Raw genomic sequence first — 25,856 nt, forward strand, 5'->3', positions numbered from 1 at the left:
ATGACTGACGATAAGCCGACATGTCAGGACTAATTGAAAGATCCGTATTCTGTGGGTCTTACCTTGAGCCGGCCGGTTCAGCTTGTTGAATGAGGGTCGCAGAGAGGAAAGAAATCGAGAGCGGCAGTCGCACGCTCAACTGCAAAAGTCCCGTGTCGAGGTCAGGTGTGTCGGCGAGCAGGGCAAAGCCAGTGATGGGTTGGTCAGACGGCAGAAGCCAGGACATCGTGCCGAGCCCTTTATGGTGACCGGGCGTGGTGAACTCGACGAGCTTCTTACCTTTGTATGTGAGGTGATCGGATGGGAAAGGACCGAAAGTATAGTCCGAGGCGGGACCAAAGCCTTCTGCGATGATCTTGCGGGCGTAGTTGCGGTACGCCGGAAAAACACGAGCTACCGTCCGCGCCACTTCGAAGCGGCCCGATGTGCCGCCATCCCAAGCGGAGAGTTGAATGACTGGACCCGTGAAGCCCTTCCAATCCTTGTGTTCTAGGATCTTTGCGCTATCTAGTGCCTCAGGGGCCACATACAGAGTCTCGCCATCAGACCCGATTGTGACAAAACAGTTCCAGCCTCGTGGACCGAGCGTTCCGAACTGACCTGCGTCACTTTTGTACTCATACCACGCTAGCTTGTTAGCGATTTCAGGCGAAAGGTTTACCAGCTTCGGTGAGCCTTTCGCAGCTGAGAAGGAGCCCGTCTGGCCGTCTCCAGGGCACCCGACGTATGGCACGGACGTTTGAGCAAACGCTGACAAGCTCGCTGCTGCGACAAGTGCGACGGTTGCGTGCCAGACTACGCCATGAAACCTCATCAAGCCTCCATTAAAAGCCATCTGGACTTTGGAAACAGCATAACTCCTCATAAACGCCGTTCTCATCAGCGATTCCCCTCCAAGAGTCCCAAACCAACGGCTCCCTCCACGCCCCCGCAGTAAGATGAAGACGCGATGATCATCACTGATAACGAATTCGTCGACCTGCCTACGCCGTATGGCCCGATGCGCACCCACATCTTCCGCCCCAAGGCCGCGGGCAAGTATCCCGGCATCGTCTTCTACAGCGAAATCTTCCAGGTCACCGGGCCCATCCGCCGCATGGCCTCGCAGATTGCCGGGCAGGGCTACATCGTGGCCGTGCCGGAGGTTTACCACGAGTTCGAGCCCGCGGGCACAGTGCTCGCCTATGACCAGGCCGGCTCCGACCGCGGCAACGCGCTGAAGACCACCAAGGAGCTGGCCAGCTTCGACGCCGACGCCAAGGCCGCGCTCGACTATCTCGCCTCGCGGCCGGACTGCACCGGGCGGCTGGGCGCGATGGGCATCTGCCTCGGCGGCCATCTCGCCTACCGCGCGGCCATGGACCCCAGGGTGCGCGGCACGGTCTGCTTCTATGCCACCGACATTCACAAAGGCAGCCTGGCCAAGGGCATGAACGACGACTCGCTCGCCCGCACCGGCGACATCAAGGGCGAGCTGATGATGGTGTGGGGACGGCAGGACCCGCATATCTCGCTCGAAGGCCGCATGACCGTGCTCAACCGGCTCAACGAGGCAGGCGTGACCTTCAACTGGCACGAGGTCAACGGAGCCCACGCATTCCTCCGCGACGAAGGCCCGCGCTACGATCCACAGCTCGCACATGCGCTGCTCGGCCTCGCCTATACCTTCTTCCATCGCCGCCTGGGCATGGGAGACGACGAGTAGCAGCGCGCAAAGCGGGCATCGCTTCCGATGCCCGCCGCACTCTTGCGACAATAGGAAGAGAGTGCAGAACGAATTACGCAATACCATCGGCATCGACTTTGGCACCACGAACAGCTCCGTCGCCTTCGCGCAGGATGGACAGGTCCGCATGGTGTCCTTCCCTCTGGGCACAGGCGGAGAAACCTTCTCCTCGCGCTCGCTGCTTTATCTCGAGCGGCAGATGCACGCTCCGCGCAAGCCCGTCTCCGTCTGGACCGGCCCGCTCGGCATCGAGAAGTATCTCGCCCATGACGGCTTCAGCGACGAGGCGCAGGGCCGCCTCATCCAGTCGCTCAAAAGCTATCTCTCGGCGCGCACCCTCACCGGCACTGAGATCTTCGGCAAGCAGTATCGCTTTGAGGATCTCGTCGCCCGCATCCTCGCCAACCTGCGTCTGCGCGCCAGTGAAGCACTCGGCTTCGAAGTAAAGCGCGCCATCGCCGGCCGCCCGGTCATGTTTGTCGGCGCAGAGAATGAGGACGACAACGCCTTCGCAGAAAATCGCCTGCGTTCGGCCTTCGAGCAAGCCGGATTCACCGACGTCACCTTCGCCATGGAGCCGGTGGCAGCTGCCTACGCCTACGAATCCGCAGTCGAGCGCGACGAGCTGGTGCTGATCGGAGACTTCGGCGGCGGTACTACGGATTTTTCATTGCTGCGCGTAGGCCCAGCAGCACGCGCATCGGGACAACTCCAGGTGCTCGGCAACAGCGGCGTCGGCATTGCCGGTGACGCTTTCGACGCGCGCATCGTGCGCCGCCTCATCTCGCCCGCACTCGGCTCGGAATCGGTCACGCTCTCGGCCGGCAAGAAGCTGCCCGTGCTGCCCGCATGGGTGTACGCCAACCTCGAACGCTGGCATACGCTCTCCTTCCTGCGCACGCACGCCACCATGGACATGCTGCGCATGGCCGAGAAGCGCGCCGCCGCGAAGAAGGCGCCCGAGCGTGAACAGATTGCCGCGCTCATCACCATCGTCGAACACGATCTCGGCTACCGCCTCCATCAGGCTGTGCAGCGCGTCAAGGTCGAGCTCTCACGCCATGAGCAGGCCGAGTTCGTTCTCCATGCCGAGCTATTGCACCTGCGCGCAGCGGTCACCCGCACACAATTCGAAGAGTGGATCTCGCCCGAACTGGAACGCATGTCCGAAAGCCTCGATGGTCTGCTGCAGGATACCGGCATCGCCGCTCATCAGGTCGATCGCGTCTTCCTCACTGGAGGTACCTCGCTCGTGCCTGCCGTGCGGCGCATCTTTACCTCGCGCTTCGGCGAAGACCGCGTGCAGAGCGGCGAAGCCTTCACCTCGGTCGCGTATGGGCTGGCGCTGATGGCCGCGCAAGAGTAATACGACGATCTAACTCCATGCGCGCAATTCCGGATAGCGGGCATAAATGCGGCGCTGATCCTCCTGCGAAAGCTCGCGCAGCCGTATCGGCTTGTCCTGTGGCCGGGTTCCCTTCTGATTGAGCACGTTCATCAGGCTCCATTCCCGCTGCGGCGTTGCAGGTTCCTGTGCCGGCAAATCATAGCGGGTAAAGTCGATCACCTGGTGCGGCGCATTTCCACGCAGCGAGTGCAGCAAGGCCAGACGAAACTCCTGGTTCATGTACCACTCGATTTCTAAATCTTTTTCAGAGCCAGGCGCACCCGTCCCTTGCTCCTCGAAACGATAGTTGAGCGAAGCATTGTCGTGATGATGCTCGCGCCATTTCATACCGAACTCGCCTTCGGTCAGCACCTGCGTATCCGGCCAGCGCTCCATGATTGCCTGCAGCCACCAGGCGAGATCTTCGTCGTGCCCGAGTGAAGTCTCCCATATGCCAGTCACCCAGCCAAAGCCATTCAGCGAATAGCCGCGGTCGAAATGCACAGCCGTGGTGTCGATCATCTCCCTGCGGCCCATATCGCGGCCGAGATCCTGCACGGTCTCGATAGGCCCCACGCCCATGCGGCTGTTGAAGCCATTTTGAAAGCCTTCGCGGCGCGCTGCAAGAAAATCGCAGGTCCAGCCATCGAGGCAGACACAATCGATGAAATCCTCCTTGCCCTGCGCGGGCTTGAGATAATGCTCGCGGCTCGGATAATAGGGATAGCAGATGCCTCCATCGCCGTCGCCGTGATCGATGCCGTGCTGGCTCCAGATCTGCCCCTGGCAGACATGAATGCCTTCGTCGTGTGCGAGCCAGTACTGGTTCTGCGCATCGAGGAATCCGGCAACGACACATTGTGGACGATACCCGCCGCCAACCATCTTCGAGATCTGCCCGAGCGCAGTATGAATCGTCTGCCGATTCTCCTCGCGCGTATTGTACATGGGTGCAAAATATCCGCCTGGAATGAAGGTGATCTCATCTCCATAACGGTCGTGGTAGGAAGCCAGCAGGCGGCGTGCCTCTTGATATTCTGCGCGCGTGTCCTGCAGGGCGAGCCAGCTGATTGCCCATGTCATGCGCGCCTGCGGACAACCACGGGCAAGAGCCTCGCGCCGCGAACGAATATGAGCGGGACTGTTATCCGCCGATTCGTCTTCACCGATGGAGCGGGTTCGGGTAACTTCCACCTGGTTCACGCGAACAACAGAGACATGCGTAAGAAAGCGGCCGCGCAGTGGTGGAGCAGCAGCCGTGGCAAACGCCGCCGGTCGTGCCGATGCGATGGCTGCTGCGGATAATCCTGCATATTTCAGAAACTCTCTTCTGCTTCGATGTGCGTGCATGACCTGTCCTTGTTCGCGCAACTTGCGGCTCATTCGCTAGAGGGTGTTATGAACTTTCCGGCGGTCGTCGCTGGGCGCCAATTTTTACGAGGTCGAGGAGCGAGTTGCGACGGATATCGGGTTATATCCGAGCAGCGAGCGACGAAGAGATCGGGAAAATTGGCCCCAGCCCTGAAGGGTTGCGGGGAAAATCGGCCCATACTTCGTTGTCGGCCTCGCCTAGGAATAGCCTATGTCTTCGTCCTCCGCCTCGTCTGGGCCGATTTTCCCCAGCAACGACGGCCACCTGAAAGTCCATAACACCCTCTAGAACAGCCTCGACAGCCAGCAGGTGAAACACAGGCCGGCAATCTGTTTTTTTGAAAAATAGCGCTTGACGAATTTGTAAGAATGCGGGCACTATGATTGCCGTCCCATGGAATCGTTTCCACGAATACCGTGTTGCCGATTATATCGCTACAGAGTTCCTGCTCACGCACCAGTGAGTAGAGATCCTCTGTAGCGTATCGCCAGTGCCGGACTCATAGAGCACGCAGCACCATCACTGCTGTCCCATATCAGTATTCCGCTTTCGCTACAGCCTTGCCGGATGATCCTGGCAGCGCTGTGGCATCGAACGGTGTTGCACTTTTAAAAGCACGCATCACTTAGGCAAACACTGCTGCACATCGATAGCCGCCGGCATCGCAGATACCGCTGGCCGGAGCAGGTGCGCCTTTTCAGCGGCACTGCTGCATACCCATGCATACGTATAGCCGTCGTATCGAGCTCTCTCGAACGAGAAACTCGATCTGCGCCTGCGTGTGCTTTGCCGAAATGCACGGCCACGTTCGCCTGGCCGTCTAATCACAACGATCGCCTTCTTTGCTTCAGCACGTTTCCAGATCAAGTGTTGCGCAGTAAGAGGAGACCTCTCGATATGACCCCACGTGCAAATCACCCACGCTTATCAGTGAGACCAACTTCACCCCAAACCCACGGCACTATGCGCACCCTCGCCAGTCTCTTTGCCTTCTTCTTCCTGTTGAGCCTGGCCCTGGTTGCGCCTTACCGCGCATCGGCGCAGGAATATCGCGGCACCATCACCGGCCTGGTAAGCGATCAGGCAGGAAGCATCATTCAGAATGCCTCCGTCGTCGCCAGCAGCCCCGAGCACACCTACCGGGGAAAGACAGATGCGAAGGGCGAATACTACATCCCCTACGTACAGCCAGGCACTTACCAGATCAAGGTCGATGCGCCGGGTTTTAAGTCCGTCGCACATCTTGGCGTAGTCGTCGAAGTCTCGGCTAAAGTCTCCGATAACTTTCAACTGCCGATTGGCTCGGTGAGTGAGACCGTCACAGTCAGTGAAAATGCTCTTGAGCTGAGCACCGCAGACGCCTCGGGCGGAACAGTCATCGACTCAGAAAAAGTACAGAACCTACCCCTCAACGGCCGACAGGTCTATATGCTGATGAGCCTCACGCCAGGCGTTCGTTTCACGCAGACGCAGTTTGGCCCTGGTGGCTACTCCGGCACTCGCGGATGGGACACATCGAATGCTTATTCCATCAGCGGCCAGCCTGGCACAACCAATCAATTCCTGCTCAATGGTGCTCCTATCTCGGTACAAGGAGGCGGCCCCGCCGGCACCTGGAATATCTCGCCGACGATCGATGCGGTGCAGGAGTTCAAGATCATGACCATCACCTTCGATGCGCAGTATGGCCGCGTCGGCGGTGGCGCAGTCAATATCATCCTCAAGAACGGCTCACCGCATTTTCACGGTACGCTCTATGACTTCTGGCGTAACTCGGTCCTCGATGCGAATACCTTCCAGCTCAACCAGGAGAACGAAGCCAAGCCCTTTCATAACGAGCATCAGTTCGGCGGCACGGTGGGCGGACCGTTTCTCAAACACAATGCCTTCTTCTTCTTCAGCTACGAAGGCTATCGGCAGGTGCTCCCGGCCGGCGTAGTCACCACCGTTCCTACAGCCGATCTTTATCCGGGCAGTGATGGCTCTGTCGATCTTTCGAGTTATCTCACCTCAGTCGGCCGCACCGGAGGCATCTACGATCCGGAGACGACGGCCTGCATGGTGGAAAGCAGCACCGGATGCACGACATATGGACGCCAGCAATTTGCCGGGAACATCATTCCTGCCAACCGCATCAGCTCGGTCGGTCTTGCCTTTATGAAGCTCTTCCCCGCGCCTAACCGTTCCGGTTATACGAATAACTACGTCTTCAACGGCAAGGACCGCTATCGCTATAACATGCCGATCGCGCGCGTCGATTATGACTTTACCGACCGCACAAAGCTCTACGGCATCTTCGCATGGTGGTCGGGCCACGAATACCGCAACAGCAATGGGCTTGTCGGTCCGGCCATCACCGGCGACATCGACAACTATCGCTCCAGCCTGACCCAGGTACTCGATCTAACGCACACCTTCAGTCCCAGGCTGATCGGCGATATCCGCGTTTCTTTCAACCGCTACTACTATGCCGATCCCGATGGCACTGTTTCCGCCGGCCTGAATACTCTCACAGCTGGAGACGTAGGGCTTTCCATGCCGAAGATTCCTACGACGGACAAAGACTACGCGCCAGAACTCTCTCTCGGAGATAACTTCCCGAATATCATCGGCAACCAGGTAAATCCGAATATCTTTGAGACCTACGACGTAGGTCCTTCGCTCACGCATGTACTGGGTAACCACAACCTGCACTATGGCGCCGAGTGGTCGCTCTATCATGATGTGCCTTCCGGCATCGGCCGGCCGAATGGCTACTTCGGATTCGGCACCGACTTCACACAGGAGAATCCTTTCCAGCAGCACGAGGACGGCTCGATCATCGCCAACCTGCTGCTTGGTTATTCTGACTCCGGGGGCGTGGACTATAACATCGCTCCGTATGAGTCCTACCGCTATGTTGCCGGCTATGTTCAGGACGACTGGAAGATAAGCCGGAACCTTACTATCAACGCCGGCATTCGCTGGGACGAAGAGTTTTCTCCCATCGAGCGGCATAACCGCCTGCTGGCCGGCATGTGCCTCACCTGCGTCAACCCTATCTCCAACAGCGTGCCATCACTTGCACCGCTCTATGGGACCGTGCTCTTCGCCAGCAGCAGCCAGCCGGCCTATCCGAATAACACCGCCTACTGGCAGCCGAAGATCGGTCTCTCCTACGGCTTCAGCAGGAATACGGTGCTGCACGCCGGATACACACTGAGCAAAGCCTTCGGCATTGAGCTTGGCGGTGCCTCGGCGTGGAACGAGTCCACCGGATATAACGATTCGCCGGATGGCAATCTGCATCCCGGCACCGGCTTCATCGACGGCAATCCGTTCCCGAACGGTTATGTCACGCCGCCCGGCAACTCGCAGGGCGCGCTGGCGCTGGTCGGAACCGGCTTCGGCATCGACATGCGCGACCGCAAGATCATCCATGTGCATCAGTGGACGCTCGGCATCCAGCAGGCTCTGCCCTTCCAGATGCTCGGCGAAATCGACTACCTGGGAATCCACGGGGACAATCTGCGCGCCTCGAAGCAGCTCAATGCTCTCAGCGCACAGGATTTCGCAGAAGGCCACGCCAACCCGAACTATCTGGATCAGCAAGTTCCCAACCCGTTCTATGGAGTGCTGCCCAGCACGGTCTCACTGGGGCAGAATCCCACCATCCAGGCTCGCTACCTGAAGGTTCCGTATCCGGCCTTTGATGGAAACATCTACGACTACACCTATCCCGGCGGCTACAGCAACTACGACGCTCTGCTGGCCAAGCTCGAGAAGCGCTTTTCCGGCACCGGCGTACTGTCAAAGGGGCTCAGCTTCCTGACCTCCTTCACCTGGTCGCACCTGCTCTCGGCCACAGGCTATCTCAACAACAACGGAGCCGGACTGGCCGATCCGAAGCCCTACTACACCACCGACGGTGGCGACCGGCCATGGGATCTCGCATTCAGCGGACTCTGGGGCCTGCCTGTCGGCCGCGGTGGAGCGTTATTCTCCGACGCGCACGGCATCCTGGGCCAGGTCGTCAACGACTGGCAGATGGAATGGATCTTCCAGAATGACGGCGGCACACCGGTCGGCTTCCCCAATGGCTATAACTATAACTGCGGAAACTACAACATCCTTTCCACGCATAAGAGCTGGAAGAGCTACATCAACAATTCCGATTCTTCCTGCTTCTCAACTTTCGCCGAATACACGGCTGTGACCCAGCTGCCGATTACAACGAAGATTCGTAATCCCTGGGCACAGCAGACGGCGATCGGCTTTGAGAAGAAGTTCCGCATCCGTGAAGGCACAACCCTGCAGTTCAAAGCCGAGGCCTTCAACCTGACGAACACAGCAATCTTCGGCGGTCCGAACACCGGCTCGCCGGATCAGGAGGTCACACGCAATACCAGCGTAGCCAGTGATAACCAGCCGGGCTCATGGTCCGGATACGGCACCATCGGCTCAACCGAACAAAACTTCCCGCGCCAGATTCAGATGTCGTTGAAGCTGCAGTTCTGAATCACCGCAAGAAGAGCGCACAGCGTCCTGCTGCTGCCTGAAACAAGGCAGCAGCAGGACGCTTTTTTATCGATGCTTCCGCAAAGGCCTGGGCTACACAAGAAAAGCTCCGCGCAAAGCAAACGATCATAGCCTAGGGCGTATCCACATAGAGCTGATATGAAACTAAAGAACTTGCCCTTATCGTTGTCATCCCGGCCGGAGCGCAGTGGAGGGACCTGCGTTTTTGTTTAGCCCGCAACACTCCAACTCGCGACCAACGGAAGCGGAGGCCGAAGGCACATTCGCCCTGCGCGCAGCAGAACCGCAGGTTTCTCCACTCCGCAGGACCACAAAACGGTCCTGCTCCGGTCGAAATGACAGCCTTTTACTAGCGCTCTATGGAGATACGGCCTAGGAAGAGGACAAGCTCGTCGGAAGATGAGATTTTGGGATCTGAAGATGGTGGACGCGGTAGGAATCGAACCTACAACCTGTCGATTAAGAGTCGAATGCTCTGCCAGTTGAGCTACGCGTCCAGATTGTGAGAAGCAACGCTTTACAGCGAAGGCTTTCGTTGGCCGGGAATCACTGTCGTGACTCAACCGCCTCTATGAATATAGCACAAAGTTTAGATTGCGCCAGTCGCTCCGTGGAAAACCGGAAAGAAGCCTCTCGCGATGCTGCGATCAGAAACTAAACGCCAATCCGGCTTCGATGGCACGCGACTCCTGCGCAAAATAGAGCAGGCTGCCATCGCTGGTGAGCACCGGCCTGTAGCCCTGTGCCAGCAGGTTGCGCACATCGATCATCGCCTCCATGCCGTTCGGCAGGAGGCACCGGTAGTGCAGCGGCTGGCGAAGGTAGAAGCTGAGATAAGGATCGGCCAGGCTGCGGTTGAAGGAGTCGACCGCGGTGAGCGTATTGCCCGGCTGCCAGCGATAAGAAGCCTGCCACTGCGTCTTGGCTCCCTGCAGCTTGCCGCCAAACGAGGCAGCCACCGTCTCCGCGCGGCCGGGGTGAATTGCGGCAATCGTCTGCTGCAGCGAGGCCGGTGCAGCAGACGACGAGCCCGATGCGGCATCCATCGTCATCGCGTTGCCCATGGCCGCGGCGACGGAGATCCACATGTCCTGCGGCAGCACGTCGCGCAGCTCCGCAACAATGCCGTTGGTGGAATAGCCCTCGCCTGCGATCCGGAGGGTATCCGTGGACGCGTCGTAGAGCAGGTCGTTCTCTTTCCAGTCGGCTTCGCTGACCGTTCCGCCGCCTTCGATCATCGGATGCTCATCGCGATCATGGTAGACAGCCATCGTCCAGCGAACATTGCCGCTCTCGTGACTGAGGGCCAGCTCCTGATGCAGCCCGTGCTCGAGGAGAAGATGCCCATCCGCCTCCCCGACAGCCGGAACCAGCGTGCTCTCGCGGTCCAGTTGCCCGGAGCCTTCGAGTCCGGGAGAGGTGGTAACGCGATAGGCCAGCGAGGTATCCCCGGCCTTCACCTGCACCACCCCAAAGGGATGGCTGGCAACTTCCGTCCCGCCCAGGTGAATGGCCTCAAATTCGCTTCCGCCTTCCAGATGGATGGCAGGGGTAAGATCCAGGCTCTCCGCCGAGCGGAATACCAGCGCCTCGAGGCCCTGTGCATCGGGTCCACCCGCGATCTCCGGACGATCGAGAAAGGCGGCTACGGTCTTCAGAGTGCTTACCGGGGAGAGCTGCTGCTCATATCCAACGACGGTATTCAGCGAGGTATTTCCGGCCTGACTCAGATCGGCGCGGACCAGCAGCTGCTTGGTGTCGTCGGTATTGCGGCGCATCTCGAAGCCGTTGTGTACGCCTCCGTCTCCAAACCCGCTCTCGCCGCCACGCACCGAAACCCGCGCCTTGAGCGCCTGGTTCTGCCCATCGGCCTCCTGCAGCACCACCAGCGGACCGTCGCCGAGGACCCGCAACAACGGGCGATTGGCAGAGAGCCGCAGCGTCCAGGTCCAGTCGTCCTGAGGCTCGTCCACCTGGCGCGGCTGTGCCGGGAGCCATCGGAAGGCCTCGTAGAGGGTGGTCAGCGTAAGGTTGACGACCAGTTTCGAGCTCGGGGCCACATGCAGGTTTTCGCGGAGGGTGGGCAGGAAGAGCGCAGCTGTCGCCTTGACGCCATAGACGCCAGGAATGATCCGGGGCAGAGAGTAGTGGCCCCGGTCATCGGTAAATGTCTGAGAGATCACGCTGAGATCGGGACGGACAAGCTGGACGAGAGTACCGATCTGGGGAGCACCGCCGGCATCGCGCACCACGCCCGAGACCGCGCCATCGCTCAGAGCGCGGGCAGGCAGCTGCAGGGCCGCGCACAGCAGCACGAAGATCGGGACGTAAATGGTCAGCCTTCTCGTCACAGGTTCAACTTTATGGATTGCTCCTGGCCGCCAGCTCCAAAACATACTGCAAACAAACAGGGCGGCTCTGTGGCCGCCTCTGCAGGACTTCCGGGTTAGTCCACGGTAAACGGTGCAGACTGGGCGATCTCCTGGCGGGAGACGCTGTCATTCACCAGCACCTTCACCATGTACTTGCCGGGCTGGAGGCTTGCGAGGGGGAGACTCTTTTCGACCGTCAGCTGGTCGGAATTGGCGCTCATCTTCCTGGAATCCTCCTGCGTATCCAGCAGCGCCTTATTGGACGCAACGTCGATGATTTGGTAAGTAATCGTCGCGCTGTTCTGCTTACTTTTTTCGTCGATGCCCAGGTTGTATACCTGCATCCAGAAGTTCAGCTTCTGGTCGCGGTGGAAGGTCACCGGGTCCATCGGGCCCGCGGACACGCGCGGCCGGATGAAGGTATTGCTGATGATGAAGTTACCGGTGCCGATCTGCTTCGAAGGCACGCGCTCCATCTTGTCGGCCAGGATCAGCGACGAGGCCGAGAGCCTGTCATCGTCATACTTCGGCACCGTGATGCCCTGTGCCCACATGCCGACGTGATCGGGGTTGTTCACATCCTTGATCACGATGTCGACGCGGTAGCGGCCCGGACGCAGCGGAATCGCCTTCCAGTAGAGCTCCGACGTATCGAGCGTCTTGGCAAGCAGCTCTTGCGGCTGCTCAACCTCGACCGGGTCCTCGAAGGTGTAGACGACGTGATCGGTGATCGTCGAGACGCGGCCGAGGATGTTCACCACACCCTTGGAAACGCCTTCTTTCGTCTGGAAGGTGATATCGCGGTTCTTGATCTGCAGAGTGATCGGCACCAGCACCGTATCGTCGGTCACCTTCACATAATCAGTGCGCACTTCGAACGGGAAAACCGGCCCCGTCAGCAGCTTGTGATCCGAGATAAAGGCTTCCAGGTCCTTGAACTTGACCGGCGGGGGAGCCTGCAGCTTGGCATACAGCTCGAGCCGGTCGAATTCCTTGCTCTGCTGCTGCGAGCTCATCGGGCCGGTGCCCAGGTTCTCGAGTCCACCCTTGAAGCGGTCGGCCTGCTTGGCCATGCCCATCTGCTCGTAGAGCGTCGCGCCCGCACCTGGAACGTGCAGCAGGGCGTCCTTCTCCGAGCGGTCGATGGTCATGTGATAGTCGCCGCACATGCAGGTGTCGACGAATTCGATATCGATGTTCTCGCCGATGCCTTCGAGATAGCGGTAGTGCCACACTTCAAAGGGATAGGTCGAAGTTTGGCCGCCGCCTTCTTCCATGGGACGGTCGTACATACCGCCCGAAGGATGCTCGTCCTTGCTGTCTGGCGGACCGAAGGCGATGTAGATATGGCCGCGGTCGGTCTTCCAGCCAGGCTTGCCGGCGGCAAAATGCTCGTTTGCGTAAGCAATACGGCGATAGTGCTCTTCGCGGAACTCGTTCTCGGGCGAATCCGGGTTCGGATTGCGGCGCTGCCAGAAGGCTTCGATGAAGGAGTCACGCTCTTCGTCGTTGCTGAGGCTCTTGAAGGCCTTCAGCTCCTGGTCGGTGATGATCCAGTGGACGTCTTCGTCGACCCACTTCTTATAAATGCCGTGCAGCTCCTGCTTCAGTTCTTTCTGCTGCTTGAACTTTTCCTTATCGGAGAGCTGACGCTTGAGCGGGTCAGGAGTCTGGTCCTGGCTCTGGCTGTCCGCGGACGCCTGGGGGTCGGCCTGCTGGGCTCGAACAGAAGGAAGAAACAGGAACGCACCAATGGCGATCGCAAAAATGGCGGAGGTACGACCCTTAGACATACGCCGTCTGACTGCTCCTCTACAGCTATCCGATTTTACGGGCTTGAAATAAGAGATTCAAGCACCGGAGCCGCTTCCGTCAACCTGCCAGGCAACCCGCCCGGCCTGTGGAAAAGGTGCAAATCCCCAGATGACATCCCGGATTCCACGCTTCGCCCATGCCCAGATGGCTCACAATCCGCGCTGCTATGATGGCTGACGCGGAGTCCTGTCTCTCGCCAGACCGGCTCGAAGATAAGACTCGGGCGGCAGGAAAAGGACAGCGATGCCCTGTGGATATCTGAGACCGTCCGGTTTCGTACATTCCGGCTCTGTGCCATGGAACCGATGCCCGGTCCGTTGCGTATTTCTGCCGAGAGGTGGCGCGTAAGCGTCTGATTACGGGATAAAAGCTTGAAAAAAATCATTCTTAGCGTACTTGCGGTCGTCGTGGTGGCAGGCATTGTGGTGTTGACGATCGTCCGGGCACAGTCCGGCTACACCAAGGTCTATACCGGCAAAGTAGTACGCCAGGACCTGGTCTCGACCGTCAGCGGCACCGGGCAGATCAAGCCTAAAACCTATGTGAACCTGGGTGCCACAGCCTTTGGCCGCATCACCCATCTCTATGTAAAAGAAGGAGATAAGGTTCACAAGGGCGAGGTCGTGGCCTCCATTGAAAATGTTCAGCAGGGAGCGAATGTGGAGGGCCAGAGGGCCGCCATCGCCGCTGCTCAGACCGATATCGCCTCCTACATCGCCGCCGAGAAGACGCAGCAGGCCAATATCGAGCATGCCAAGGCCGATCTTGAGCAAAAGAAGCTCGATTTCGAACGTGCCCAGGCGCTCTATAAGGACGGCATCATGGCGAAACAGGACTTTGATGCCAAGAAGGCCGCCTATGACCTCGACATAGCAACCCTGGCACAGAGCGACGCTGCCCTGGCGCAGGCCAAGGCGCAGACCGACTCTGCCCGCGGCCACCTGACCACACAGGAAGCCACCCTGCGCGCCAATGTCGATCTGCTCGGCAAAACTGTCGCCTCGGCACCTTTCGACGGCATCGTGACCAACCTCCCCGTCCGCGAGGGAGAAACCGTGGTCGAAGGTATCCAGAATGCAGAAGGCTCGACGCTGATGACCCTTGCCGATATGTCGGTCATCACCGCCGAAGTCAAGGTCGACGAAACCGATATCGTGAACGTGGCGCTCGGCCAGGAGGCCGATGTCACCGTGGACGCCCTGCCAGGCAAGGTCTTCAAGGGGCACGTGACGCTGGTCGGCGACCAGGCGCTGCTGCGCTCAACCGGTCAGGCAACCAGCACCTCGACCAGCGGCCAGGAAGAGGCCAAGGACTTCAAGGTGGTCGTCACCCTCGACGTGCCATCCGATGAGCTACGGCCCGGCCTTTCCACCACGGCCAAGATCGTCACCGCGCACAAGCAGAACGTGCTGACAATTCCCATCCAGGCACTCGCGCTCCGAGCTCCGAGCACAGGCAAGACCGGCACAGGCGCCACGGTTCAAGCGGCCAGCGCCGACGGCGCCGCACAGAAGCAGCAGCAGGGCGTCTTCGTCGTACGCAATGATGGCGGCAAGCTCCGCGTCCACTTCGTTCCTGTCTCAACCGGCATCACCGGCACCACGGACATCGAGGTGCTGAGCGGCCTCCAGACCGGCGATGAAATCGTGACCGGCAGCTTCAGCGTGCTGCGCGACCTGAAGGACGACGCCCTCATCAAGCGCGACACCACCCCACAGACCACCACCACCAGCAGCAGCGGGTCAGGCTCATAACCCTTGCTGAGAATGCGCGGGCGAGTAGTCTAAAGAAGCTATGGGGATTGAGGACCAGAGGATGACGACCGGAACGACCAACGAAATAGAAGCGAGGGCCGCCGCGGCCGTAGAGCCGAGCGACGTCATCGTGGTCGACGATATCTGGAAGACCTACGACATGGGCTCCGAGCAGCAGGTGCACGCGCTGCAGGGCGTCTCGCTGCGCATCAAGCACAACGAGTACGTCGCTATCATGGGCCCGTCGGGCTCCGGCAAGTCGACGCTGATGAACCTGATCGGCTGCCTGGACTCACCGAGCAAAGGCCAGTACTGGCTCAACGGTCACCTGGTGAGCGAGCTGAATGACGACGAACTGGCCCGCATCCGTAATAAAGAGATTGGCTTTGTTTTTCAGACCTTCAACCTGCTGGCGCGCGCCTCGGCACTGCAGAATGTGGAACTGCCCCTGATCTATAACGGGACATCCGCGTCGGAACGGCTGGAGCGGGCGGAGAATGCACTGAAGGCCGTAAACCTCGGTGAGCGCATGCACCACAAGCCGAACGAGCTCTCCGGCGGTCAGCGGCAGCGCGTAGCCATTGCGCGCGCCCTCATCAACCGCCCATCGATCATCCTGGCCGACGAGCCCACCGGCAACCTGGACTCGAAGACCGGCGATGAGATCATGGCTCTCTTCGACGAGCTGCATGGGCGCGGCAACACGATTGTGCTCGTCACCCACGAGCCGGATATCGCCGAGTACGCGCATCGCGTCGTGCACATCCGCGACGGCAAGATCTTCTCCGATCAGCCTTCTTCCCGTGTGAAGCGGCCGCAGGAGTGAGTTGTTCGTTGCCAGTTCTCAGTTGTCAGTCCCCCAGTAACTGAGAACTGGCAACTGAGAACCAGCGACCGGCAACGGCCCCACGCTGAAGGGATTCTCCCCTCTGGCCGATATGGCCCGTGAGGGTCACACGCTTGGAGTCTCTGGAGCACGCAGAAGAAATCGCAATGGATGCGGCCGTGACGACTTCCACGGACCATCCGGAGTGGACGCTGGGTTTTCTCAACGGCCGCAGCGCTGTCATGCAACGGCTTTTTTCGCAGATGCGGTCCACGGCCACGCACCTGCGCATTGCCACCCTTGAGGGCGAGAGCGGCACCGGCAAGACCGCCGCTGCCCGCACTCTGCATGCGCTGGGACCGGCAGCCGGCCACGCCTTCCTTCCCTGCCCCGCCACGCAATTCTTCGAGCAGCTTCCGGCCATCATTCGCGAGGCCCGTGACGGCACATTGCTGCTCACGCACATTGAAGCTCTCAGCTCGCCGCAACAGATGCGGCTCATCGAGTTCCTGCAATGGCTCGATCATCAGCATGCGCGCCACCTGCCGGATTCGGCCCCGCGGCAGGTCTTCTTTTCCAGCAGCGTGCCGGTTCGCCGCCTGGTTTCTTCTGCCACGCTGCGCATCGATCTCGCCAACCGGCTTACGGTCATCCGCTTCCTCATCCCTCCGCTGCGCGAGCGCCGCGAGGACATTCCGCTGCTGGCCACCGAACTGGCGCAGGGCTTCGGCGCCACGCAGGGACGCATCATTCGCGGCCTGCATCCGCAGACCCTGGCGCGGCTGCTCGCCCATCGCTGGCCGGACAACATCCGTGAGCTTGAAACCGTGATCCATGCCGCCGCGCTCAGCTGCCAGGGGCAGTGGATTCGCCCTATCGACATTCCCCCGCTCGGTCCCGACCCCTTACCCGGCACCGAGTCCGCAACCTCAGCAGCCAATCCCCAGGCCACGCACCGACCCACGGCGGGTGCCGACGAGGACCCGAATCTCGACCACGCCATCCAGCGCCATGTGCATCGGGTGCTGGAGCGCGCAGAGGGCAACAAGCTCCGCGCAGCGCGCATGCTGGGCATCAGCCGCTCCACGCTCTATCGCCTGCTCGACGCCGAAGAAGCAGCACACGAAGAGGCATAAGGGCTCAGGGCTCAGATAAAAATCCCACGTCTCAACGGCGAGACGCGGGGCACCCGGAGTTCTCCCCTCCCGCCCAAGCGGAGCTTGGACGGGGCACCCCGCTTCTTTGCCCATGCAGAGAAAGCAAGCCTCGGATCGCGACCAAAGGGAGCGGGGGCTGAAGGCGGGTCGCCCTGCGCGAAGCAGCCGAAGGCATAAGGCCTGGACGGCCAGTCCCGCGCTGCGCGCAGCAGTACACTGCTTTTAGACTATGAATCGACTGCTTCCCGCCGCCCTCCTCGCCCTGGCCATGCCCGTATCTGCGCAGAGTTTCCCCAAATCCGTGCAGCAGCAGGCCGCGCAGCACGCGGCAGAACAGAAGCAGATGGGCACCACAGCCGCCACGCCGACGATCGCGCCGGCCTCGGACGCACTCGAAGACCGGCGCAAGGCGCTCAACGCGCTCTTCGATCAGATCTGGCAGGACCGCCTCAAGCACGAACCTGAATTCGCTTCGACCATCGGCGACAAGCGCTACAACGACCAGCTCACGGACTATTCCGTCGATGCGTATAACGAGGAGCTGGCACGCGGACGCGACTATATTGTGCAGCTCGGCTCCATCGACACCACCGGCATGAGCGACCAGGAGATTCTCAGCCGCGATCTGCTGGTGCGCCAGCTTGTCGATCAGCAGGAAGCCGCCGAATTCAAGCCCTGGGAGATGCCGGTGAACCAGTTCAGCGGCCTGCACAGCGAGTTGCCGCAACTTGTTTCCCGGCTCAGCTTCCAGTCGATCAAGGACTACGACGATTACATCGCGCGCCTCAAGAAGATTCCCACCGCCTTCGAGCAGATCAGCGCGAACATGAGCACCGGCATCGAAGATGGCCGCGTGCCGCCGAAGTATCTGCTCGAAAAGGTGCTGGTACAGGTGAACGCCATCGCCACGGCGAAGCCTGCCGATACGCCTTTCGCACAGCCATTGCAGAAGTTCCCGGCATCGATCCCGGCGGCCGATCAGGAGCGCATCAAGGGCGAGGTGCTCACCGCGATCGAGAAGCAGGTCATTCCGGCCTACCAGCAGTTCGGGCGCTTTCTTAAGGCGACGTACATCCCTGCCGGACGCACCGACCCCGGCGTGTGGTCTCTGCCCGACGGCGATAAGTACTACGCCTTCCGCGTGCATGAATCGACGACCACCGACCTCACGCCACAGCAGATTCACCAGATCGGCCTCGACGAAGTGAAGCGCGACGAGGCGGAGATGCTGGTGATTGCGCAGAAGCTCGGCTTCAAATCCATCGCCGATCTACGCGCTTCGATTGCCGCGAATCCGAAGCTGCATCCGACGACCAAGGAGCAGTATCTCGACGCCTATCGCACCGATATCGACCAGATGAAGACCAAGCTGCCCGACCTTTTCGGACGCCTGCCCAAGGCGCCGCTCGCGGTCGAAGCCGTTCCGGCGTTCATCGAAAAAGACCAGGCCCCGGCCTACTATGAGCGCGGCACACCCGACGGCAGCCGCCCCGGCACGGTATATGTCAATACTTACGATGTGCAGCATCGCTCGCTGGCTAACGTCGAGTCGATCGCCTACCACGAGGGCCTGCCCGGCCATCACCTGCAAATCTCCATCGCGCAGGAGCTGACCGGCCTGCCCGAGTTCCGCAAGTATCTCGGCTACACGGCGTATACCGAGGGCTGGGGGCTTTATGCCGAGCGCCTCGGCAAGGACGTCGGCTTCTATCAGGACCCCTACTCCGACTACGGACGCCTTGAGACCGATGTCTTCCGCGCCGTCCGCCTGGTGGTCGATACCGGCGTGCACTCCGAGCACTGGTCGCGCGAGCAGATGGTGCAGTACTTCAAGGACCACTCCGGTCTCGACGACGCCACGGTGCAATCCGAGGTCGACCGCTATATCGCATGGCCCGCGCAGGCGCTCGGCTACAAGATCGGTCAGCTGAAACTGCTCGAGCTGCGCGCCGACGCGGAGAAGACGATCGGCCCCAAGTTCGACCTCAAGGCCTTTCATGACGAGGTGCTGGATTCCGGCGCGCTGCCGCTCGACGTGCTCGAACAGCGGGTGAAGGCGTGGGCTGCGCAGCAGGCTGTTACCGCCAAATAGCAGCCGGCTCCCACACGGTAGCCCACTCAAGCTTCCGCTGCTTCCGCATCCCTTCAGTACCAAGACACAAAGACCGCCAAGCTGCGCAAAGGGGCTTTGTGCCTTCCCGCCCAAGCAGAGCTTGGACGGGGCACCCATTCCGATTCCCCTGCGAAGATTCCGGATCGCGACCGAAGGGAGCGGAGGCCGAAGGCGATCCGCCCTGCGCGGAGCAGTGCGTTAGTCTGGATGCACCATGAACTCCGCAGTGAATCCTGATCTTTCTTCCTTGCGTGTCGCCGTGCTCGGCGCCGGTAAGATGGGCGGCATCCTGCTGCAGGCATTTCTGAAGCAGCAGATCCTTACGCCAGAGCAGCTGCTGGCCACCGTCGCCCACCCCGAGCGCGCCTCCGTGCTCTCCGCACAATGGGGCGTCGAAGTTTCGACCGACAACCTCGCCGTTGCGAAACAGGCCGACATCATCCTGCTGGGCGTGAAGCCCCTGCAAATGCCCGACCTGATCGCGAAGATTCGCCCGGCACTTACGCCGGAGAAGTTGCTGATCTCCTTTGCCGCGTCGGTAACGACGGGCGCGATCGAGGAAGCCGCGGGCGTCGATGTGCCCGTCATCCGCGCGATGCCGAACACCCCATCGCTGCTGGGCGCGGGCATCTCGGCACTGTGCCGCGGACGCTTCGTCAGCCATGCGCAGATGGCGCTGGCCGAGCGCATCTTCGAGACTGTGGGCCGTACGGTCGTCGTCGACGAGAAGCACATGGACGCAGTGACCGGCCTCTCGGCCTGCGGACCGGCCTACATTTACATCATCCTGGAATCACTGGCCGAGGCAGGCGTCAAAGTGGGCCTGCCCCGTGACATCGCTACGCTGCTGGCCGCGCAGACCACCTTTGGCGCTGCAAAAATGGTGCTCGAGACGGGCTACCATCCGGCGCTGCTCAAGGACGCGGTGACCACACCTGCCGGCTGCACCATCGACGGCATCCTCGAACTCGAGGAAGGCGGTCTGCGCATCACGCTGATCAAGGCCGTGACGCGGGCCGCGCAGCGCGCCAAGGAGCTTGCGGCGGGTTAGAGCCTGTTATGCCTTTTGTCGAAGCAAGAACATGGAGCGGGGAGCAGGCAAGCTCATGAAACTGCGCACGCGTCAGGGATTGATGATGGAGTGCCTGCTCCTTTTTCTCTTCATCCCTGCCCTGCTTGCGCTGCTCCCGCCTTTTATTCCGCCCATGCCGCTGCTGTGGGCACTGGCACTCTACTGTCTCGTTGCGCTGCGCCGCGATCCTGCGTTCCATCGCCGCGAGCTGTGGAACCGGAAGCCCTTTCCGGCCGCGCTCCCCTCCATCTGCATGCTCTTTGCCGCCGGCGCGGCGCTGATTGCAGCCCTGGTATGGAAAAACTCACCCACGCTCTTCTTCACCTTCACGCGCGAACACCCCGTGGTGTGGGCCGTGGTCATGCTGCTGTATCCAGTGTTCTCCGTGTATCCGCAGGGGATCGTCTACCGCGCCTTCCTTATGCACAGGTACCGGGAGTTGGCTCCGGGCAGGCAAAAGGAGACAGCACTGATTCTCCTCAGCGCCGTCTCCTTTGCCTTCATGCACATTGTCTTTCGCAACTGGGTTGCGATGGCGCTGACCTTCCCAGGCGGACTGCTCTTTGCCTGGCGGCAGCTTCGCACCCGATCGCTGCTGACCTCTTCGGTCGAGCACGCGCTCTACGGCTGCTTCCTCTTCAGCGTCGGCCTGGGATCGTATTTCTATGCCAGGCTTATCTGACGCGGAAAGCTACTGCGGCGTAGAGTCATTCACCTTCTGGTCGGTTTCCTTGGTGCGATCCTTGGCCTTGGTCTTCGCCTGCGCAGCCTTGTCCTTGGCCGCGGTTGAGGATTCCTTCTTCGAGCCGAAGAGCTTCTCCGTGCCTTCCTTGGTCTTGTCGGCTACCTTCTCGGTGCCTTCCTTGGTGCGGTCATAGCCCTTGGTGCTGCCTTCCTTGGTCTTGTCATAGGCTGTGTGCGTGCCGCTCTTGGTCGCGTGATAACTCTTCTTCGTGCCCGTTGCCACCGCGTGACCGGTGTCCTTGGCCGCGTCCTTGGTGTCCGTGCCGGCATTCTTGACGTCTTGCGTTGCGCTCGAATCCTGCGCGAGCACAATCGAACCGGTCCCACCGAGAAGCGTGGCGGCCAGCAGGAAGCTGAAAACCCGTGAGTTCTTCATATCGATGCACAGATTATCGCGCATCCTTCCGAGTTGCCTCCCTGCCCGCTAAAAAATCATTCATGGCAGAGATGCCATAAAATAAAGGAGGAGTGGCCATGAACGCTGTTTCCGTACCAGCCCCTGCGACCTCCGCGCCAGCCCAGCAACCCACGCGCGCCCTGCGGCGCTTTGCCTGGGGTGTGGTGGCCTATAACGTCCTCGTCGTCATCGATGGCGTGGCCGTGCGCGCTACCGGTTCAGGCGCCGGCTGCGGAGATCACTGGCCGCTATGCAACGGCTCGGTGGTGCAGCATCACCCCACAGTCGCCACGATGATCGAATTCGCGCACCGCTCCATGAGCGGAGTTGCTCTCATCGCCATCATCGGGCTCGTCTGGTGGACCTTCCGCACCACGGCTAAATGGCACCTGGCCCGCGCCGCCGCGATTGCCGCCCTCGTACTCACGCTGAATGAAGCGCTGCTCGGCGCGCTGCTGGTGCTGCTCGGCAAAGTGGCCACAGACCAGTCGGCCTCACGCGGTGTCTACCTCGCGCTGCACCTGACCAACACGCTGCTCATGGTCGCGGCACTTACGCTGACAGCACACTTTCTCTCCCGGCAGCGCGGTTACATGCGCGGCAGCGTGGAACTCCGCTCCAAAGGCCTGATCTTTACCGGGCTCTTCACCATCCTCGTCACCGGCGTCTTCGGCTCGCTGGCTGCCCTGGCCGATACGCTGTATCCCTCGCCCACGCTGCGCGCCGCCATCCTCGAGGACTTCGCCACCGACGCTCCCACGCTCCTGCATCTGCGCTGGCTGCACCCGGTCATCAGCCTGGTGGCGGGCGTCTTCATCCTCTGGATGGTTCTTCGCGCCTTCCGCTCGCCTGCGCATCGCGGCCTCGGCTTCGGCGTGATCGGCCTGCTGCTGCTGCAATACTGGATCGGCTTTGCCGACCTCGCGCTGCTGGCTCCGGTGGCGCTGCAAATGCTGCACCTGCTCGGCGCCGATCTGCTGTGGATCGCCCTGATCGTACTGACCGCCCGCCTGTACCTGCGGCCCATCGGCTGCACAGACGGGCTGTGCAGTTAGAGCCTGTTAGGGTGCAACGACAAGCTTTTCTTCCCTGAGCAATCTTTTCCAGCCTCTCCTCTTCTTTCTTTTCCCTCCATTCCAAGCCCGAGACTTGGCAAGCCTCCCATGAGGCGTGCACACTTGTGGCAGCAATCGCCGTTCCTTAAAGAAAACGATTTATCGAAGCATTGCGCGCCTCTGCAAACCGGCGATCCGTACCGAACTGCGTCTCCGAACGCCCTATCCCGCACATCGCAGATAAAGGAAACCGATGAGCCAGACCGTCCAACAGCCCACGCTTGCCAGCTCCCCGGACCGGGAACACGAAATCGCCACCAAACTCGACCGCCTGTTTTCCCTCCTCGAAGAGCGGAAGCTGGATGCCGTGCTCCTGAGCCGGCACGAAAATCTGGCCTGGATCACCGCCGGACAGTTCGAAGCCCGCGTAGCCCAGGGCTCGGAGACCGCGGTCGGCTCTCTGCTGATCACCCGCGAAGGCGGCAAGTATTGTGTCACCTCGGAAAATGAAGCGCCCCGCCTCGAAGCCGAAGAGCTCGGCGGTCTCGGCTACGAGCTGGCAACCTATCCCTGGTGGGGCTCGCCGGCCGAAGTGCTGAAGAAGCTGGCCGGCAGCCGCCTGGGTGCGGATACCGCACGGCCCGACGCGGAGCTCCTGAACCTGACCGGCCTGCGCGCACCGCTGCTCGAGCCGGAGATCGCCCGTTTCCGCCAGCTGGGCGAGGAAACCGCCGAGGCGACGGTCGAGGTCCTCGAAGACCTGGAGCCGGGCGTGACCGAGTACGAGATGGCCGCGCAGGTCTCGTTCGAACTGCTCGCCCGCGGCATTACGCCGACGGTGCTGCTGATGGGCGTCGACGAGCGTATCTATCGCTACAAGCACGCTGTGCCCCGCGCCGGCGTGCTGGAGCGCTACGGCATGCTCAACCTTTGTGCGCGCCGGCATGGCCTGATCCTTTCCATCACCCGCTTCGTGCACTTCGGCCAGCCTCCGGCCGAGCTGCTGGCCAACTACGAGCACGTAGCCCGGATCAACGCCGCGCTGCATCATGCCACGCGCGAGGGAGTGACCTCGGCCGAACTCTTCTCCACCGCGGCCAAAGCCTATGCAGCCGCCGGAGCGCCGGATGACATCCGTCTCCATCACCAGGGAGGCCCCTGCGGCTACGTCGCGCGCGAATGGGTCATCACGCCCGAAGGCAAGGAGCGGGTCACGCTGCCGCAGGCCTATGCGTATAACCCCAGCCTGCGCGGCGCCAAGGTAGAGGACACGGTCATCGTGACCGGAAACGGTGTCGAGGTGCTCACCGCGACGCCGACGCTGCCCGTCATTGAAACCGAACTTGACGGCACCCTCTACCGGGCGTCGAATGTGCTGGTGAAATAAGCCCGGCAGGCCATCCGGTCTGCCCATATCGAACTGGACAGCGCCACGGTGCTGTCCAGAGGAGCGAGAGAGAATGCGGGTATTTGCTTCGCTGTGCCGCCGCGCTGCCGTTGCGGCTCTTTGCGTCACCGTGACCGCGCCGTTTGCCTCGGCGCAGGCCACGCAGTATGCCGATCAGCCACCGCTCCTGGTGGGGGCGGCGTGGTATCCCGAGCAGTGGCCCGCATCGCAGTGGGAGCCGGATCTCGAGCGCATGGAAGCCGCGCATATCCATCTCGTACGCGTCGGCGAATTTGCCTGGAGCTCCATGGAGCCACGCGAAGGCGAGTATCACTTCGAATGGCTGGAGAAGGCCATCGCGCTGGCGGCGAAACACCACATCTGCGTGATCCTCGGCACACCGACCGCCGCGCCTCCCGCATGGCTCACGCAGAAGTATCCTGAGACGCTGCGTGTCGACAACTGGGGCCGCCGCGACGAACATGGCAACCGCCAGCAGTTCTCCTTTGCCAGCACCAAGTACCGGGAACTGGGCTTCAAGATCGCCGAGGAGATGGCCACGCGCTTCGGTCATAATCCGGATGTCGTCGGCTGGCAGCTCGACAACGAACTGGCCGCCGATTCCTTCGATCCGGACGCCATCGCGCAGTGGCATGCGTATCTCAAGACAAAGTACGGCACCATCGACAATCTGAACAAGCACTGGGCGACCGCGTACTGGAGCCAGTCGTACAACGATTTCGACCAGATTCCGGCCCACAACTCGGATGAGAACCCGGCGCTGCTCCTGGAGTGGAAGCACTTCGTCAGCGAGACGTGGAAGAGCTATTCGGAGAACCAGATCCGCGCCATCCGTCCACATGCCGACAAGCGCCAGTTCATCACGACCAACACCATGGGCTGGTTCGACGGCTTCGATTCGTACATTGAGCATTCGGTGCTCGACATCGCCGCCTGGGACGACTACATCAGCACCGATGTGCTCGACCCTTATGACAACGGCCTGCGCCACGACCTGACGCGCGGCTACAAGCAGAAGAACTTCTGGGTGATGGAGACCGAACCGGCCTTCGTCAACTGGCGTCCGACCAACAACGCGCTCGACAAGGGACAGACCCGCGACCTGGCCTGGCAGGCCATCGGCCACGGCTCCGATGCGGTGGAGTACTGGCAATGGCGTGCCGCGCCAAATGGGCAGGAGGAATACCACGGCGTGCTGGTCGGTATCGACGGCAAGCCGGTACCGGTCTATGACGAGGTCAAACAGGTCGGCGAGGAATTCGAGAAGACGGGCAAGGCGCTCGCCGGCACCTCACCCCACTCCGAGGTCGCGCTTATCAACGACTTCGACAGCCGCTGGGCCATCGACTTCCAGCGCCACAGCGCAAAGTTCTCGCCCACCGCGGAGATGACGGCCTTCTATCGCCCGCTGCGGGATGGCGCACAGGCTGTGGACGTCATCAGCGCGCATGCGCCGCTCGATCAGTACAAGCTGGTCGTCGCTCCGGCATTGAACGTGCTGCCGCAGGATGTGGGCGATCACCTGCTCGCGTACGTGAAGCAGGGTGGCCATCTGGTGCTGGGTCCGCGCTCAGGCATGAAGGACGGCTACGATGCGCTGAATCCTCAGCGCCAGCCGGGTCCGCTGGCCGATGCGCTGGGGGCGAACGTCTCGCAGTTCTACGCGCTCGACAAGCCGGTACCGGTGGAAGGCGACGCAGGCACAGGCGAGGCAGAGATCTGGGCTGAAACCATCGCCGTGGCCTCATCGGAGACCAAGGTGCTGATGCGCTATGGCGCGAGCAACGGATGGCTCGACGGCCAGCCCGCTGTGGTCGCGCGGCAGGTGGGCAAGGGCACCATCACCTACATCGGCGCATGGCTCGAGCAGCCGCTGCTCGACAAGCTGACGGCCTCGATCCTCGATGACGCGGGCATCAAGCCGCTCATTCCGGGCGTGCCCGAGGGCGTCGAAGTCTGCGAGCGCTCCGGCGACGGCAAGCGCGTGCTCATCTTCATCAACCACACCACGGATACGCAGCAGGTGAGCCTGCCTACCGGCATGCGCGACCTGCTCCACGGAGGCAACACCTCGTCCGTGAGCCTCGAAAAATATGGTGTAGCCGTTCTCGCACAATAACGACAGCTCTAAACAGAAAAC

The 25,856-nt window shown here is 61.1% G+C and carries 17 protein-coding genes and 1 tRNA gene; 12 read left to right on the plus strand and 6 right to left on the minus strand.

Annotation, left to right across the window (positions count from 1 at the left end; genetic code table 11):
- Nucleotides 1-58: 58 nt before the first annotated feature.
- Nucleotides 59-880, minus strand: a complete 822-nt coding sequence (locus tag ESZ00_RS18160; RefSeq protein WP_229741103.1) for a hypothetical protein — start codon at nucleotides 878-880, stop codon at nucleotides 59-61.
- A 69-nt stretch (nucleotides 881-949) separates the two neighbouring features.
- On the opposite strand from ESZ00_RS18160, the gene ESZ00_RS18165 reads away from it, so the two are divergent.
- On the plus strand, nucleotides 950-1,705 hold the full coding sequence (locus ESZ00_RS18165; RefSeq protein WP_129209828.1) for a dienelactone hydrolase family protein: 756 nt from the start codon (nucleotides 950-952) through the stop codon (nucleotides 1,703-1,705).
- A 61-nt stretch (nucleotides 1,706-1,766) separates the two neighbouring features.
- Nucleotides 1,767-3,092: an Hsp70 family protein gene (locus tag ESZ00_RS18170; RefSeq protein ID WP_229741104.1), complete on the plus strand. Its 1,326-nt coding sequence runs from the start codon at nucleotides 1,767-1,769 to the stop codon at nucleotides 3,090-3,092.
- Nucleotides 3,093-3,101: 9 nt separating this feature from the next.
- On the opposite strand, the gene ESZ00_RS18175 is transcribed toward ESZ00_RS18170, so the two are convergent.
- Nucleotides 3,102-4,463 carry a DUF3863 domain-containing protein gene (locus ESZ00_RS18175; RefSeq protein ID WP_129209830.1) on the minus strand — a complete coding sequence of 454 codons (1,362 nt, stop codon included), beginning with the start codon at nucleotides 4,461-4,463 and terminating at the stop codon, nucleotides 3,102-3,104.
- A 985-nt stretch (nucleotides 4,464-5,448) separates the two neighbouring features.
- Here ESZ00_RS18175 and ESZ00_RS18180 point away from each other — a divergent pair.
- Nucleotides 5,449-8,982 carry a TonB-dependent receptor gene (locus tag ESZ00_RS18180; RefSeq protein ID WP_129209831.1) on the plus strand — a complete coding sequence of 1,178 codons (3,534 nt, stop codon included), beginning with the start codon at nucleotides 5,449-5,451 and terminating at the stop codon, nucleotides 8,980-8,982.
- Between the two features lie 442 nt (nucleotides 8,983-9,424).
- On the opposite strand, the gene ESZ00_RS18185 is transcribed toward ESZ00_RS18180, so the two are convergent.
- From ESZ00_RS18185 to ESZ00_RS18195, 3 genes are all read right to left on the minus strand, one after another.
- Nucleotides 9,425-9,500, minus strand: a tRNA-Lys gene (locus ESZ00_RS18185).
- 150 nt (nucleotides 9,501-9,650) lie between these two features.
- Nucleotides 9,651-11,354, minus strand: coding sequence for a carboxypeptidase-like regulatory domain-containing protein (locus ESZ00_RS18190; RefSeq protein ID WP_164981615.1), 1,704 nt, complete (start codon nucleotides 11,352-11,354; stop codon nucleotides 9,651-9,653).
- A 95-nt stretch (nucleotides 11,355-11,449) separates the two neighbouring features.
- Nucleotides 11,450-13,168 (minus strand): GWxTD domain-containing protein, encoded by a 1,719-nt coding sequence (locus ESZ00_RS18195; protein ID WP_129209833.1) that lies wholly within the window; start codon nucleotides 13,166-13,168, stop codon nucleotides 11,450-11,452.
- 393 nt (nucleotides 13,169-13,561) lie between these two features.
- Here ESZ00_RS18195 and ESZ00_RS18200 point away from each other — a divergent pair, with 393 nt between their 5' ends.
- The 6 genes from ESZ00_RS18200 to ESZ00_RS18225 all read left to right on the plus strand — a co-directional run bounded on the left by ESZ00_RS18200 (nucleotide 13,562) and on the right by ESZ00_RS18225 (nucleotide 20,794).
- Nucleotides 13,562-14,944, plus strand: a complete 1,383-nt coding sequence (locus ESZ00_RS18200) for an efflux RND transporter periplasmic adaptor subunit (protein WP_129209834.1) — start codon at nucleotides 13,562-13,564, stop codon at nucleotides 14,942-14,944.
- Between the two features lie 61 nt (nucleotides 14,945-15,005).
- Nucleotides 15,006-15,770, plus strand: a complete 765-nt coding sequence (locus ESZ00_RS18205) for an ABC transporter ATP-binding protein (protein ID WP_129209835.1) — start codon at nucleotides 15,006-15,008, stop codon at nucleotides 15,768-15,770.
- Nucleotides 15,771-15,949: 179 nt separating this feature from the next.
- A complete protein-coding gene (locus ESZ00_RS18210; RefSeq protein ID WP_164981616.1) occupies nucleotides 15,950-16,906 on the plus strand; it encodes a sigma-54-dependent transcriptional regulator in 957 nt (318 codons plus the stop codon).
- A 250-nt stretch (nucleotides 16,907-17,156) separates the two neighbouring features.
- Nucleotides 17,157-19,019 (plus strand): DUF885 domain-containing protein, encoded by a 1,863-nt coding sequence (locus tag ESZ00_RS18215; protein WP_229741105.1) that lies wholly within the window; start codon nucleotides 17,157-17,159, stop codon nucleotides 19,017-19,019.
- A gap of 235 nt (nucleotides 19,020-19,254) precedes the next feature.
- On the plus strand, nucleotides 19,255-20,091 hold the full coding sequence (gene proC, locus ESZ00_RS18220) for a pyrroline-5-carboxylate reductase (protein ID WP_129209837.1): 837 nt from the start codon (nucleotides 19,255-19,257) through the stop codon (nucleotides 20,089-20,091).
- 55 nt (nucleotides 20,092-20,146) lie between these two features.
- Complete coding sequence (locus ESZ00_RS18225; protein ID WP_164981617.1) at nucleotides 20,147-20,794, plus strand: CPBP family intramembrane glutamic endopeptidase; 648 nt, start codon at nucleotides 20,147-20,149, stop codon at nucleotides 20,792-20,794.
- Nucleotides 20,795-20,803: 9 nt separating this feature from the next.
- On the opposite strand, the gene ESZ00_RS18230 is transcribed toward ESZ00_RS18225, so the two are convergent.
- The gene (locus tag ESZ00_RS18230; protein WP_129209839.1) at nucleotides 20,804-21,256 is read right to left on the minus strand and encodes a hypothetical protein; all 453 of its coding nucleotides are present in this window, start codon (nucleotides 21,254-21,256) and stop codon (nucleotides 20,804-20,806) included.
- Between the two features lie 74 nt (nucleotides 21,257-21,330).
- On the opposite strand from ESZ00_RS18230, the gene ESZ00_RS18235 reads away from it, so the two are divergent.
- The 3 genes from ESZ00_RS18235 to ESZ00_RS18245 all read left to right on the plus strand — a co-directional run bounded on the left by ESZ00_RS18235 (nucleotide 21,331) and on the right by ESZ00_RS18245 (nucleotide 25,835).
- Nucleotides 21,331-22,308, plus strand: a complete 978-nt coding sequence (locus ESZ00_RS18235; protein WP_129209840.1) for a COX15/CtaA family protein — start codon at nucleotides 21,331-21,333, stop codon at nucleotides 22,306-22,308.
- A 253-nt stretch (nucleotides 22,309-22,561) separates the two neighbouring features.
- Nucleotides 22,562-23,695: a M24 family metallopeptidase gene (locus ESZ00_RS18240; protein ID WP_129209841.1), complete on the plus strand. Its 1,134-nt coding sequence runs from the start codon at nucleotides 22,562-22,564 to the stop codon at nucleotides 23,693-23,695.
- Between the two features lie 73 nt (nucleotides 23,696-23,768).
- Nucleotides 23,769-25,835: a beta-galactosidase gene (locus ESZ00_RS18245; RefSeq protein ID WP_129209842.1), complete on the plus strand. Its 2,067-nt coding sequence runs from the start codon at nucleotides 23,769-23,771 to the stop codon at nucleotides 25,833-25,835.
- The last annotated feature ends 21 nt before the right edge of the window (nucleotides 25,836-25,856 follow it).

The organism is Silvibacterium dinghuense, from assembly GCF_004123295.1.
GTDB lineage: Bacteria > Acidobacteriota > Terriglobia > Terriglobales > Acidobacteriaceae > Silvibacterium > Silvibacterium dinghuense.